Raw genomic sequence first — 13931 nt, forward strand, 5'->3', positions numbered from 1 at the left:
TAAAGGCGTTCGTGATCGGTGTGAACAGGTCGCATCCCCGTCAGATCTCGCCTTTGGGCGTGCGAGGGCCAGGGGCAGTGATCTTGAAGGTGATCCAGACGGTCTTGCCGATGCCGTGCTGCTCGTCCACGCCCCACCCATCGGACAGTTCGTCTACCAGGAGCAGGCCGCGACCCGAGGTGTCATCAAGGCGCGGATGCTTCCGATGCGGCCGGTCCGCATCCTGATCGTGAACCTCCAGCCGAACCACCGATCCGCTGATGACTAGCCGTGCCCGAAATCCGAAGCTGGGCGGACCTGCATGTACGAGCGCGTTGGTGGCGACCTCTGACAGGCACAGACACACGTCATCGAGGCGGTCCCGGACTCCCCAAGACGACAGAGCCTCGACGGCGAACTTGCGTGCCTCACTCACGGACGAGCCGTGTGGAGAGAAGGTCCGCTCGCGCCGCAGGGGTGGTCCGCTGTCGCTCCAAACGGCCTCCGCACGCCGAATCGCGGTACGGGGCTCTGCCTGTCGCCGCATCGCGCTGTCTCCTGCTGCTGGCATTGCCGGAACACCACCTCGTCGCTCGCGTTCAGGGCGGGCATCGAGCCTGACGTCCAAGCGGCACGCCTCACCACGACATGAGTGCCGACGTCTGATTCGGGCTTGGCGAAGTGGACGACATGGGTACCGTCACGTTGCCGCCGTCTCCACCGTCATCTCCTCGCACACGGCAGCTCTTACTCCCGTATGGCGGCATGGCGGGGCTACCGTCGAACCGACGAGCCGACCGGAACCCATCGGGGGATTGATGGCTCAAAGGCCCACTCTTCTACGGACATTGATCACCAGACGCCACTGGCAGGTGTTCGAAACCTTCAAGCTTCACTTCGAGCGCACGGCCAACGAACTCGCCGAACAGGACCGTGATCCGACGCTTGTCGGCCTGACGGTGTCGAAGCGGCAGTTTGAGCGGTGGTACGGGGGCGAGGTGAAGACCCGCCCCTACCCGGCCTTGTGCCGGGTACTGGAGGCCATGTTCCGACACCCCGTCGACGTCCTGCTCGGTCCAGCGGACGAGGGCGGTGCCGCAGTCGATGCCGTTCCCCAGCTTCGGCTCGTCATGCCGACACGGCCGCCGTCGCCCTCGCTCGAAACCAGCGAAGGAGACAGCGGCTTCGACGGCGTCGAGTTCACCAGCAGACCCGTTCCAGGCGACAACGCCGGCCGGGACACGTTAGAGAGGCAGGTCGCCATGGCAGCTCGCCGTGCATTCCGCTTCAGCGCGATGGCAGAAGGCAGCAACGTAGGCCCCGAGACCCTGGACGAGCTCCACCAGGAGGTACGTCGTCTAGCCGCCGCCTACCCGCAGCTGCCGCTGGCCCCCCTCCTCGGCGGCCTCGTCGAAGTCCAAGACCTCTCCTTCCGCTTCCTCGAACACGGCCATGTCCGCCCCGGCCAGGCCCGCGAGTTGTACCTGCTCTCCGCCATCACCTCCGGCATGCTCGCCAAGGCCAGCCACGACCTCGGCGACCCGCGATCGGCGATGACACAGGCCCGGACCGCCTACGTCTGCGCGGACAACGCCGACCACCACGGCATGCGCGCCTGGGTCCGCGGCCTGCAATCCCTGATCGCCTACTGGGACGGCCGACACCAGGAAGCCTCCAAATACGCTGCCCTCGGCATCTCCCAGGTGGCAGGCGTAACCGGCACCAGCGCCGTATGGCTGTCTTGCTTGCAAGCCCGTGCCGGAGCCGCACTCGGCGATGTGGCAGCCGTACGGGAATCGCTCGCAGAAGCTGAACGGGCGCGCGATGCGGCGTCCCCCGACGACCTGGACGAGTTCGGCGGCATCATGACCTTCCCCGTACCACGCCAGCTCTACTACGCCGCCGACGCCACCGCCTGGCTCCCAGACGCCCCCGAGGCACAACAACAGGCCGAAGCGGCCGTCGCCGCCTACCGCCAAGCGGAACCTGAAGAGTGGGCTTTCGGCGACCAGGCCGGCGCCCACACCGACCTTGCCCTCGCCCGCATCCACGCCGGAAGCCTCGACGGTGTCGACGAGGCCATGCGGCCTGTTCTCGACCTGTCCGCCGATCAGCGCATCAACGGCATCGTTGCCTCGGTGCGGCAGGTCCACACCGCGCTTCGGGATCCCCGGTGGCTCACCGCACCCGAGGCTCGCACGACACGGGAGGAAATCGAGGCGTTCACCGCGGCTCCTGTCGCCGCCCTGCCCAGGTAACACCGCCTGCGAGTAGGGTCCCGACCATGCATCCGGTCGACATCGCAGGCCCCCGGCTTCAGTTGCGCGAACTCACCAGCGACGACGTGGACGCCGTACACGCCATCTACGGCGACGCCGAGGCCACCCGCCACCTGAGCTTCGAACCCCGAACTCGTGAACAGGTCGGGGAGATCGTCGCCCGCTCCATCGCCTCCTCCGGCGAGCAACCCCGTACCGAATACGCCCTCGGTGTGGTCCGCAAGGAGGAAGGGGACCTGGTGGGCTTCGCCCGCCTGGCGCTCGACCCGCACGCCCAGAAGGCCGCCACCATCGGCTTTGCCCTGCGCCCCCACACATGGGGAGCGGGCCTGGGCGCCGAAACCGTTCACCTCATGTGCGACCTCGGCTTCAACCGCCTTGGCCTGCACCGCATCTGGGCCGCTCGTGCACCGCTGAACTCTGCCTCCGCCAAGACCCTGCTACGCGCCGGCATGACGGAGGAAGGCCGCATTCGGGAGCACGTGTTCGTACGAGGAGCGTGGAGGGACTCGATCACGTACTCGGTCCTGGATCACGAATGGCGGGAGTCAGACGGATCCGCGACGGCCAAGGGATGACAGTCACCACGCCGTGACCAAGCGCAGAGCGCCCGCCGGCCATGACCGACGCATGCGGTCATGGCCGATGCATCAGCACCGCGTTCGGCCTACCTCCTATCGGGTCAGCAGATCCACGGAGGCGCTCGGCGTCATCCCCTGGACCAAGGCATGGGCTCGGGGCGGCGATACCACCACCAAGCCTTCTGCGCCGAACCAGCTGTCGGCTCATCATGGCCATCGACGATGACGTGTTCTTCGTCGTCGACCGTCAACTCTTGATAGAGGCTGTCAACCTTGTCGAGGTAGCGCTTGTACAGCGTGGCCACGTTCTCCGGGAGTTGGCGCAGATACCCTTCGATGTCATCGCGATATCCGAGCACTTCCCGGTAGAAGTCCACGGGGTACCAACCAGATGGCTCCCAGTCATTCTCGGCGCGTCGAGATAGCTTCTCCCACGCCCCCAGGTATGACTTGGCGATGCGTGCCACCTCGGCAACCTCAGCTGTGATGGTCAAACCATCCGCTTCGCCGCCGGCCCCCTTCAGCGACTGGAGGGATTCCGCAAATGAATCGGCCAGAGGTGTAGCAATCTTCTGCTCACGCACTACTTCCGGAAGGTTCATCACAGGAACATCCGGCAAACCATCAACAAATGCCTCAACGGCTGTGACTGTGAATGCTGGCTCGTCATCGTCTGACTCGCTCAGCCGGGCCCGTGTTGTCAGCCCCTCTGGGGTAACCAACCAGTGAGCGCTCATGGCGCTCTCCTGAGGAGGGTACAAGACGGACGTGCCAAGCATGCTCGCGAGCGCTGCGGAGAATTCGGCTTCTGGAGGCTGCTGCCCCACCGAGTCCTGAGCGTAGATATCCAGGGATAGCGACACGTTGCCCAGGACGCGCGAGTATTCGCAGGACGCCAGGGCATCCCAGTTGCGGTCCTCTTGATCGCCATCAGCGTCGGCAACATCCACTTCTCTCAATTGAACTCGGAAGATCGCAGCGAGAGCTTCAGCCATGACGCCCGGGTCACAGCTATCAACGAGGAAAAGATTATACGTCATGGTGTGTAAGTCCCGTTGTAGATGGCCATGGCCTTTTCGACGACTTCCGGGTTGTTGACGAAGCGAGGGTTACGCGTCAGTTGCGGAGCCGCCGAGAGATCCCCCTTAGCCTTTACGATCTGCGATAGCGCCGCATACTCATTCCGGTCCATTTCCACAAACCCTGGACCCTTGGCAGGGTATACGGTCCCGTTCTCATGGACACCGTAAGTGCGACCGTTGATCTCATAACGCTCACCGTCCGGCAGCCAGGTCGCCTTCCCTTCAGCGATGCCGGCGATATCCTTCTCGACCTCCTGAGAATATCCCGGGAGGATGATGGTGTTCTCTTCTTTGATGTTCTTACCCGCTCGACCTGCGCCACCAATGGTATGCCGATCGTTTGGCCGCTTGAGTGTTTTCCCGGCCGCAGGTCCCTTTATATTGCCTAAGGTTTCCCAGCCACTGGCCTTGGGAGTTCCGGAGGCTCCCCCACCGCTGCCCTCTGTGTTGCGCATCAAGGGGCGCCCGGTCGGGCCGACAGGGCCGACTGGCCCCTCGCCGGCCATCACGAGGCGCGGGCCACCCACATCCAGCTTCATCTTGCCGAAAGCGTTCTTGAAGCCGCCAGCGTCGCCTATAGCCTTCGCGGCGCGGCCCGCGCCGCCCAGGGCGCCCCCCAGCAAGACCCCAGTGGCTCCGGCCTGCTTGATCTCATCTAGGTTGATGCCCTTCTGGTCCCCCAGAAGGTTGCGGCCGCCCTGGGCGACGACCACGTCGACGGTGATGGCTTCGATGCCGCCGATGGCGGCAGTGGCCAGGACCGTTCCGGCGATCTCGGTGACGGTGGCAGAAACGGCGATGCCCGCCGTACTCGCTGCGGCGACGATCGCTTCGGTGGCGCCGACTGCCGCGAGCTCGGTGATACCGCCGGTGAAGACGGCCAGGGCCGTACCGACGACCAGAACCGCGCCGGCGATCTCCAGCTCGTGCTCGATCTTCTTCTTGGCCTCGGCGACCTGGTCCGCGTACTTGTCCAGGGCCTTGGCCATGTCGCGGGCGGCGCTGGCCACGTCGTCGAGGTAGCCCTTGCCGCCGCCGTGGTACTTGCGCCAGAACTCCCCGAACGCATCGATTGACTTGCCCTTGTTGTTGTCGATGACGTCCTGGGCCTTCTTGTGGCAGGCAGCAGTGCAGTCCTCGACGTCGTCCGCGTACGTACGCCAAGCACGGGCGGCTTCCCGGAGTTCGTCCTCGTCGCCCTCCGGCCACCACATGCCGGTGAGGTCCTGGACGATCTCCTTGGCCTTGTCGGCGGCGCCCACTACTTACCGCCCTCGAAGCCGGATTTGGCCGAGTGGTCGGCGTCTTCGTGGTTGGCGGCCATGTCGTTCATGGCTTTGGTGATGCTGGACAGGCCCTTGACCAGGGCTGCGGCTGCCTTCGCGATCTGTGCCTGATGTGGGGCGTAGGCGTGCTCGAACTTTTTGCCCTGCTCGTCACCGCCCCACGGCTCCCCCAGCCCGCTCAGTGTGTGGCGAAGCTTGGTTGTCGCCCGTTCCAGGGCAACAGACTCTCGATGGAACGTTGGAGCGGCGGACTTGAGTTGGTCGGTGTCTATGTCAAAGCCGTCGCCAGCCATGCCGTGCCTCCCCGTTGGCCGTGTACTCGTAACCCGTCGCGAGCCGCCGACAATGCGTCGGCTCACAGATAGCGACCCTCGCATACGGCACTGACAATCGCCCTGGTGGGAGCGGGTTTCAGCCACGGTATGACGCTGCCCGAGTAGTGGCAGGGCAAGACCGCAGCCCCCTACCAGGCGGGTTCCAGCAGGGGGCGATTCGCCGAGCGCACGTCCAACCGCTCGCTGCACGACCGCAGCAGAGCCACGGTCGTGCAGCGGCGTGTTGGACAGCTAGCGACGCGGGCGGCGCTGCTGCTCGGCTGGTGCCGTAGTTGCCGCCGTTGGCTGGGCGAAGTCGGGCCCGAGGGGCGGGTGTGGAGCCGCGGTCGTGGTGCGGAGGCGGGCTGCTGCGGCACGGCGGTTGGGGATGGGGTTGCGTCCGGTGTGCTGGATGCGGGTGATCAGGACTCGGGCGGGTTGGCGAGCGGTGGCCAGTTCGCGCTGGGCGGCTGCTTCCTTGAGGAGTTGGTGGGGTTTGTGACCGCGGGCTTGGGCGTCGGCGAGGACGGTGGCGAGGGCCGGCCAGCCGGTGTCGGTGAGGATCCGCGCGGCGTGGTCGGGGATGGCGGCTCCTACGTCGCTGGCCAGGGTGCGGCGGGTCTCCTCCTTCGGCTGGCGTTGCACGAGGTCTGTGAGTTCCGGGGTGAGAGCGCGGTCGGCGGCGGTCCGAAGGTGCTGGAGGGCTTGGCGGGCGGCATCGGCTTGGTGGGCGTGGCCCTTGGCCTCATGCCAGCGTCCCGCGACGATTGCGGCCCAGACGAGCGCTGCGACCAGGGCGGCGAGGGAGCTGCCGTCGGGGCCGGTGGCGGTGTGGGCGATGTCGCGGGCCGCGTTACGCAGAGTATGGGCAGCTCGGTCTTCTGCCCGGATCTGGGAGCGCTGGGCCCGTGCGAACGCCTTCGAGGCGGCTTGGAGTTCAGCGCGCAGGTCGGTGGGCGCTGTCTGGGCGGTGGCTTCGATCAGTTCGCCGAGGGCGGTGATGTGCGCCTGGGCTCGTGCGTCGTAGGCAAGGTCGGTGTGGAGACTGTCGAGGGCGTCAGTTGCTCGGTGCCAGGGGGTGCTGGGCTGGGCGCGGCGGGCGGTGGGGTGCTCTTCGGGCTGGCTGGATTCGAGGCGGGCCTTGATCTTGGGAAGGGAGAGGTCGGGGGCGATCTTTCCGCCGGGGTGGAAGATCTGTTCGTCGTCCTTGTTGAGGTCGCCGGGGCGGCCGACGGCGTAGCCGAGGAGGTCGCCGGATGGTCCCCGCTTGGCCTTGACTCGGATGCCCTCGGCTTCGAGGTAGGCGAGGAGTTCCTCGGCGCTTGTGGCGTGGGGGATAGCGGCGCGGATGCGGTGCTGGAGCCAGTCCTTGCTGGTCTGTTCCCAGCCGAGGCGCTGGGCTTTGTGCATTTCGGCCTGGGTGGGACGTCGGGTGCCGGTGCGGTCGCCCTTCTTCAGGCGGCGCAGACCGTAGTCCTTCTCGATCTCGCGGCATGCGTCGCCGACGCGGATGCCGCTGTCGTGGAGTTTGGGGCGGCGGCCGTCTTCGCGGACGGTGGTGGCGAGGATGTGGATGTGGTCGTCTGCGTGGCGTACGGCGATCCAGCGGCAGGCCAGGTCATCACCGGCAGGGGCGATGCCGGCCGCGGCGACGACGCGCTGGGCGATCTCGCTCCATTCGGTGTCGGAGAGGTGGCGGTCTTCGGGTGCTGCGCGGACGGGGCAGTGCCAGACGTGGTCGGTGACAGGCTTGCCGAACTCGCTGTTGCGCAGGCGGACGGGCTCGTCGAGGTGGCGGGCGAGTTCGGTGAGGGTGGCCGTCTCGTCGCGGCCGGGGTCGGGCATGCCGAGCATCGCGAAGCCGGCCACGATGTGCGGGTCGAAGTGTTCGTCGTGGGTTCCTCGGCCGTAGAGGTAGGCCAGCAGGCCGCGGGTGTTGGCGCCGGGCGCCTTGATGGCGGCGATCATGCGGCAAGGTCCTCCCCCGGGTCGGCAGGCTGGCGCAGGGCCTCGGCTATCAGTTCCAGCAGGTGGTGGAGTTCGTCGAGGCGGTGGCGTATGTCGGGTGGGGTGAGGTCACTGTTGAGGGCACGGGCGATCTGGTTGACGTTGACGCCGATGCGGTTGAGCTGACGCAGGACCTGGGCGCGAAACATGTGCGTGCGGCGGCGATCCTCGGACAGGGGAAGGTTGGCAGTGAACCGGCCGGTGATGAAGGCCAGGACGACATCGGCGGCGAAGCCGGACTCGCCCTTGTAGCCGTGCTCGGTGGCGGCCTCCTGAAGGCCGGCGTGCTCGTAGTCGGTGAACCGCAGCGGGCCGACGCGGACGGTGCGCTTGTTGCCGCTGAAGCGACGGATCGTGGGCTGGGCGTTCTTCACGGAGGGCTCGCCGGTGGCGCTCTCGGCGGCGCGGGCGGGGCGGAGGGTCTCGCGTTGGATGGCGTGGAGCGTGTCCGGGTCGGGGCCACCCTCGGCCCCGACCCCTTGGCCCGGCGTCCCCTGGCGCTGGGCCGTCTCCGCCACCCCTGGGGCGGAGATCCCCGAAGGCCGGCCTTGAGTCGGACTCGGGGTACTACTGGCTCCGCCAGGGGCAATCCATCCGAATGCCCGCCGCAAAAGGCCCATCGCTCCAGGGGACTTCGTCAGCAGCCGTGGCTCGTTGTGAGTGGCCTCGGCGTGGTGTGGGTCGTGCGTCATGGGTGGCTCTCCGGAAGGTGCGAGTGGGGCAGGCGGGCTGACGAGGAAGGGCAGGCAGAGTCCAGGCGGTCCACGGCCCCCTCCACAGGTGTGGATGACCAAGCGGTGAGGGGGCGGTGACCGGTGGCGGGGTGACCGGAAGGGTTCCGGTCACCCCATGGGGCGAGCGGTCAGTCCCTATCGGGACCGGTGCCGGAAGCGGCTTCGAGCTCGCGTCGAAGGACTTCCATCACCTCGGTCAGCCGTTCCCCGCTGACCGTCAGTCCCTTGGCCCGTATGGCCTCTTGGACAATGTCTCGGGTGGCTTTGCCCTGCTCTGCAGCGGCGATCCGACCGATCTCCACGAGTTCGTCGACCGTGGCCCCAGCTGGGCGGCCCCCACGTGGCTTGCTGTCCGATTCCCGGAGCTGAGGTTCCGACGACCGGGCGGAACTGCCAGCCGATGGCTCAGTGGCACGGACAGCAGCATTGGTCACTGACTCCGGCCCCTCATCCAACGCCGGTCCCATTCGGCCGATCGGCCAGTCGACCAGCTGGTGGATCTGCCGCATCAGGACGCCGAAGGCCAGCAGCGCGGCGGTCGGGGGTACGGCAGCGACCACATAGTCGAGCAGGGGCTTCGCTCCGGGCCCGCCGGCCCCGCTGACCCCAGCTACGTTCAGCGCGATGGAACCGACCGATCCGGTGGCCGTGAGGGCGATGGCCCACCCATCAGTGAGCCGCCGCAGGCCCGCGCGGAGCATCAGCAACTCCCCCGCGACGATGAACGCATCCAACGTCGCGGGCCAGGCCCATTGGCGTACGGGGGAACTCTTGAGCCCGTGCTGCCCAGCGACCTCGGCAAGGTGCGCGTAGGAGAGCCAGAACCCACCGGCAGTCAGGGCGACGATGACGGTTCCCGCCGCGACGAGCGCATACTGCTCGGCGGTCTGTTTGGTCATCACCTGCTTCCCTCCTGGCCTAAAAGCGCGGCTCCCACCGGTGTCCTGATCGGTGTGGTCGGCGAGTGGTGCGAGGGTGGTCAAGCGGGGTTCTCCTGTGGTGGTGGCGTGGTCCGTCTTGGCCGTCTTGGCCGTTGAAACCGCAGGCCAGAGCAGGTACGGCACAGGCGTTGGCGTTCCGTCTCGGCGGCGGTGCCGACGTATTGCGGCACCGCCGCCCTCGGGTTGGAGCGTGGGGGTGACTGTGGACGGGGCGGATCCGTCTTCCGTCTTGGCCGAAGCTCCTGTGACCTGCGGCGATACGGCAGGGACGCCTAGGACGGCACAAGACGGAGGCGGGAGACGTCCTGGCGGTCAGCGCGCCGTTGGTGATCGCGTTGCCGTCTTGAGCCCGGCTGCCGTCTTGCCTTCACCGCGTTTGACCTGCGGGATCACGGCAGGGACGGCAAGGACGGCAACCGGAGGGGCGGGGCTCAGCCCGAGCTGGGCGCGGAGCCGGGGTCGACCGGGTGCACGGTGGGGCAGTAGCGCCGCCACGCGTCGAGGAACTTGTTGCGCATGTAGCCCTTGAGCTGCCTTCCGTCGGCCATGCGCACGTTGCCGGGCCGAATGTCGAAGTCGGGCAGCATCCTGCTGAGCTCTCGGGCCGTTAGGCCGTCACGTCCCCGCTCCGCCCACGGGGCTTCGGCGTCTTGGCGTAGGTGGTGGAGGAGGTCGTCCCCTGTGGACAGGCTGTCCACCTCACGCTGGGCGAAGAAGACCTGTCGGATGTCGGCGAGGATTCGTGCACCACTGGGGTGGTCCTCCTCGGCCGCCACTTCGGCAGTGACCATCCGCACGCAGGCGACCCGCGCCAGCCGGGGCCATCGTCCGCCTGCCAGATCGGCGACGATCACCAGGGGCTCCCAGGTGTCGGCGGCGCGGTCTTCGACCGGCATGTCCGGCTCCAGGTTCGCGGCCTCCTCCAACAGCGGCATGGCCCATGCGTGGATGCGGTCGCGTATCTCGTGCAGGGCGGGGATGTCGCGGCGGGAGCGGAAGGGCCTGACCTTCTCCCCCTCGGCCCGGCGCCGCATGCGGATGACCACCGACCGGTCCATGACCGTGTCCGGCAGGTCCCCGATTCCCGCGATGGCCGCCATGGCGAAGGTGGCGAACTTGTGCGGGGTGTGGTCGTTGCCGACGACCCGGGTGACGTACCGGCCGCGCTGATGACCGGCGTTGAGCAGGCCACGCGTCTCCTCGTTCTTCTCCGCCACCTTCGGGCCGAAGATGGTGTCGGCCTCGTCCACCAGCAGCGTCGGCGGCTCCTCCTCATTGATCGAGCGGAAGATGGCCGCCGGTGTGGTGTTGATGGTCAACATCGGCTCGTGGACCGTCTCGGTCAGCACGTCCAGAAGCCGCGACTTGCCGCAGCGCTTCGCCGGCCCCACCACCGCCAGACGCGGGGCGTGCTGCCACGCGGGCTGGAGATGCGTCGCCGCTACCCACAGAGTGATGGCGTCCAGGGCCTCCGATGCGGGCGGGATCACGAACTGCGCTATCTGGGCACGCAGTTCGTCCAGCAACTTCGAGCCAGCTGTCGACTCCGCATCGGGTATGGCCTCCAGCCCGCTCGCCGCGTCCGCCTCGTTGGTGCTGCTGTCGGCAGCACCGTCGCTCGGGTCTGCCGCGGTGCTGTCGGCCTGCGCTGCGCGCAGGTGGGCGCCTGGCTGGCCGGGGATGGCCGTGGCGGGCCAGGCCGCTCGGGCGGGGGCGGAATAGGACTCGCGGTTCTCGGGTGCCACTGGGCGGCTCCTCCTCTGGCGGTGTGGGGCTTGCACGCCCCTACCGCCGGGTCGGTTCTCATGGGATTGCTGGGGAGCCTTGGGGCCTCCGGCGTTGCACCGCCGGAGGCTCTCCCCCCTTCTCGCGGGCGCCGCGGTACCGCGAGCGACCACGGACAGTACGGCCACGCCACGCCACAGTCCAGCGTTTCTGTGTCAGCTCAGCGCAGAAGCGCCTGCTGCGCACCAGCCGCTTCACGCTGCCAGTCCCAGCAGGGCCAACAGGTCCGCCGTCACCACCCGGTAGGCGTTGCCGAGTCGCAGCACCTTGCACGGGTACTGATCACGCTTGGCGAGCTCGTACCCCTTGCTCCGCCCCAGCCCCAACGCCCGGTTGCCTGTCTCCAGGTCAACGGCGGCGGGAAGCTCCAGAAGCTCCTCGCGGCTCATCCCCTTCGCTCGCCCGCCAGCTTCGTTCTCGCGCATGCGCACTCCACCCACTACTGAGCCCTCGGCGAACGCGACCATCGCGCCCGTCTCCAGGCCACGGAATCAACGCTAGGCGAGCTAATGTGTCTGCATGACACAACACCGTCGCGACCATGGATATGAGAAGGCCGACGACGAGGACGACGTCCTTGAGTGGGTGGACCAGGTCATGGCCACCGTGGCCGACGAGGTCCGCAGACGACGGAAGGAACTGGGGTGGAGCGCACAGGACTTGGCCGACAAGTGCGAGGAGCTCGGCCACCCGATCCCCCGCAACGTGATCGCCAACATGGAGTCCGGGCGCCGTTCCAACCTGCCCCTGGTCGACGTCATGGTCCTGGCCAAGGCGCTGAACACCCCGCCCATTTGCCTCATCTATCCCGTCGGCTACGTCGACGACGTGCAGCGGCTCCCGCTTCAGCACCCCACCTCCACCCTGAATGCCCTGCACTGGTTCACCGGGGAGGACACCGAACTCGGCGCGGACGACGACATGCTCCGCTACTTCCGCGCCCACCACGCTGCCGAGGAGCAACTGCAGAGCGCACGACGCGATGAGGAGTACGCGCGCTACCACGCCGAGACCGCCCCGAACGCCGATCGGAAGGCCGAGGCCCTCCGCGCTCAGGCCCGTGCCGCCGAGGCAGCTGACGATGCCGAGAGCCGCCTGCGCAGGACCCGCGCCTTCATCCGGGAAGAGGGCGTCACGCCTCCCTTCCTGTGGCCCGACCTTGCCGCCGCAATCGATTCACCCGGGAGCGATCCCGATATCACCGAGGAGAATGATCTTTGAAGGGCTCCACCTATCGCCGCTGCTCCTGCCGCGACCCGAAGACCGGCAAGGAACTCGGCACCTCCTGCCCCAAGCGCAACAGCAGGAACCACTGCACCTACTCCATACGCCAGGAGCTCTCGCCTCGTGAGGACGGCAGTCGACGCTCGTTCGCCCGTCGCGGGTACAGCAGCCTCAAGTCGGCCCAGGCCGAACTCGACCAAGTCCGCGCTCTCCTCGGGCTGGCCGAGTCGGACGACCCCGAGGGCACAGAACTCATCGCCGAGATGCTGGCGGAGGTCAGCCGCGAGCGGTCGCCTCTGCCTGACGTCGAGGAGACGAGGCGGCGCCTGAACGCCGGCCAGGATCTCATCGGCAGCCTGACAGTGAGCGAGTGGCTCGACCAGTGGCTGGCCGGTAAGCGCATACGCAAGTCCGGCCTCAACCGCTACGAGACCGATATTCGCGTGCACTTGAAGCCGCGCACCGGAAACCGGCGGCTGGACCGGCTGCGCGTCAGCCACCTCAGCGAGATGTTCACGGACATCCGCGACGCCAACGCCCAGACCCTGGAGGATAATGCCCAGCGGCGAGCCGCGATCGAGGAGCTGACGACCGTACCGTGGAAGGGCGTGGAGAACCGTGCCCGCCGCAAGGCGATGAAGGCCGCGATCGACGAGATGCCGCGCTTCCGTCGCATCACCGGCCCCGCCACGCGTCAGCATGTCAAGGCCACTCTCCGCGCGGCCCTGAACGACGCGATCGGGCAGCAGATCATCACGTTCAACCCGGCCGCCCACGTCGAGATCGATCCCGTACGCAAGCCGAAGGCCCTCGTGTGGACGGACGAGCGGGTCGCCAAGTGGGAGCAGACGGGCGAGAAGCCGTCGCCGGTGATGGTCTGGACACCCCAGCAGACCGGCGCCTTCCTCGACTTCGTTGCCGAGGACCGGCTGTACGCGATGTGGCACCTGATCGCGTTCCGTGGCCTGCGCCGTGGCGAGGCATGCGGGCAGCTGTGGTCGGAGACAAACCTCGACACCCACTCCCTCACAGTCTCCTCCCAACTCGTGCAGGATGGATGGGAGATCGAGGCGTCCGATCCCAAGACGGACAGTGGGTATCGCGTGGTCGCGCTCGACGACGACACCGTCGAAGTCCTGAAGCGGCACCGCGAGCGGCAGGAAGCGGACCGCGCGGAGTGGGGCTCGGCCTGGGTCGAGACCGGCCACGTCTTCACTCAGGAAGACGGCTCCTGGCTCCACCCGGGCAAGGTGACCGACCTCTTCGAGCGCCTCGTCGCCGCCTCCGGCCTCCCGCCGATCCGGCTGCATGACCTGCGCCACGGCGCAGCAACGCTCATGCTGGCCGCCGACATCGACATCAAGATCGTGTCGGACACCCTCGGGCACAGTGACACCCGCATCACGCGGGACATCTACCAGAGCGTCCTGCCCCAGGTCGGCAAGAGCGCCGCCGAGGCGACAGCAAAGCTGGTCCCGCTTCAACGCAAAGCCGAGGCGGAGAAGGCGGCCCGCAAGGCCGCGAGAAAGGAGGAGGCCAAGAAGGCCGCGGCGAAGAACGCCGGCAAGGGCAAGGGCGGCAAGCCGAAGAACAAGGCGAAAGCCCAGCCCAAGGCCGACAAGAAAGCCAAGCTTCGGAAGCCCAAGAAGTAGGTCTCTGAGCGCCCCCGCTCACGCATCGCTCACGCAAGCCATCTCGCGGCACCGCTGCCGCGCGACA

Annotated in this window: 13 protein-coding genes; 4 read left to right on the plus strand and 9 right to left on the minus strand. The window is 67.5% G+C overall.

Annotated elements, in window-relative coordinates:
• Positions 1 to 40 precede the first annotated feature (40 nt).
• The gene (locus tag ACFWJW_RS14530) at positions 41 to 415 is read right to left on the minus strand and encodes an ATP-binding protein (RefSeq protein WP_387239849.1); all 375 of its coding nucleotides are present in this window, start codon (positions 413 to 415) and stop codon (positions 41 to 43) included.
• Positions 416 to 827: 412 nt separating this feature from the next.
• Here ACFWJW_RS14530 and ACFWJW_RS14535 point away from each other — a divergent pair, with 412 nt between their 5' ends.
• Both ACFWJW_RS14535 and ACFWJW_RS14540 read left to right on the plus strand, forming a co-directional pair.
• Positions 828 to 2237 carry a hypothetical protein gene (locus tag ACFWJW_RS14535; protein ID WP_387239852.1) on the plus strand — a complete coding sequence of 470 codons (1410 nt, stop codon included), beginning with the start codon at positions 828 to 830 and terminating at the stop codon, positions 2235 to 2237.
• A gap of 26 nt (positions 2238 to 2263) precedes the next feature.
• A complete protein-coding gene (locus ACFWJW_RS14540; protein ID WP_387239855.1) occupies positions 2264 to 2836 on the plus strand; it encodes a GNAT family N-acetyltransferase in 573 nt (190 codons plus the stop codon).
• Between the two features lie 131 nt (positions 2837 to 2967).
• Here the strand turns inward: ACFWJW_RS14540 and ACFWJW_RS14545 are convergent, their stop codons facing one another.
• The 8 genes from ACFWJW_RS14545 to ACFWJW_RS14580 form a co-directional block, all read right to left on the minus strand.
• Positions 2968 to 3834, minus strand: a complete 867-nt coding sequence (locus ACFWJW_RS14545; protein WP_387239858.1) for a hypothetical protein — start codon at positions 3832 to 3834, stop codon at positions 2968 to 2970.
• Positions 3835 to 3875: 41 nt separating this feature from the next.
• Positions 3876 to 5183: a WXG100 family type VII secretion target gene (locus tag ACFWJW_RS14550; protein WP_387239861.1), complete on the minus strand. Its 1308-nt coding sequence runs from the start codon at positions 5181 to 5183 to the stop codon at positions 3876 to 3878.
• A complete protein-coding gene (locus ACFWJW_RS14555; protein WP_387239864.1) occupies positions 5183 to 5500 on the minus strand; it encodes a WXG100 family type VII secretion target in 318 nt (105 codons plus the stop codon). Before ACFWJW_RS14555 ends, ACFWJW_RS14550 begins: the two co-directional genes overlap by 1 nt.
• 273 nt (positions 5501 to 5773) lie before the next feature.
• Positions 5774 to 7489, minus strand: coding sequence for a relaxase/mobilization nuclease domain-containing protein (locus ACFWJW_RS14560; protein ID WP_387239867.1), 1716 nt, complete (start codon positions 7487 to 7489; stop codon positions 5774 to 5776).
• Positions 7486 to 8046, minus strand: coding sequence for a MobC family plasmid mobilization relaxosome protein (locus ACFWJW_RS14565; protein WP_168480680.1), 561 nt, complete (start codon positions 8044 to 8046; stop codon positions 7486 to 7488). The genes ACFWJW_RS14560 and ACFWJW_RS14565 overlap by 4 nt, the downstream gene beginning before the upstream one ends.
• Before the next feature lie 344 nt (positions 8047 to 8390).
• The gene (locus tag ACFWJW_RS14570) at positions 8391 to 9161 is read right to left on the minus strand and encodes a DUF2637 domain-containing protein (protein ID WP_387239870.1); all 771 of its coding nucleotides are present in this window, start codon (positions 9159 to 9161) and stop codon (positions 8391 to 8393) included.
• A 473-nt stretch (positions 9162 to 9634) separates the two neighbouring features.
• Positions 9635 to 10948 (minus strand): DUF3631 domain-containing protein, encoded by a 1314-nt coding sequence (locus tag ACFWJW_RS14575; RefSeq protein WP_387239873.1) that lies wholly within the window; start codon positions 10946 to 10948, stop codon positions 9635 to 9637.
• A gap of 234 nt (positions 10949 to 11182) precedes the next feature.
• A complete protein-coding gene (locus tag ACFWJW_RS14580; RefSeq protein WP_168480677.1) occupies positions 11183 to 11413 on the minus strand; it encodes a hypothetical protein in 231 nt (76 codons plus the stop codon).
• Positions 11414 to 11507: 94 nt separating this feature from the next.
• Between ACFWJW_RS14580 and ACFWJW_RS14585 the strand changes: the two genes are divergently transcribed.
• Entirely contained in the window at positions 11508 to 12209 is a 702-nt protein-coding gene (locus tag ACFWJW_RS14585; RefSeq protein WP_387239876.1) for a helix-turn-helix domain-containing protein, read from the plus strand.
• Entirely contained in the window at positions 12206 to 13864 is a 1659-nt protein-coding gene (locus tag ACFWJW_RS14590; RefSeq protein WP_387239879.1) for a tyrosine-type recombinase/integrase, read from the plus strand. The genes ACFWJW_RS14585 and ACFWJW_RS14590 overlap by 4 nt, the downstream gene beginning before the upstream one ends.
• Positions 13865 to 13931: the final 67 nt, after the last annotated feature.

Origin of the sequence: Streptomyces sp. NPDC127097 (genome assembly GCF_042724075.1) — a bacterium.
Lineage (GTDB): Bacteria > Actinomycetota > Actinomycetes > Streptomycetales > Streptomycetaceae > Streptomyces.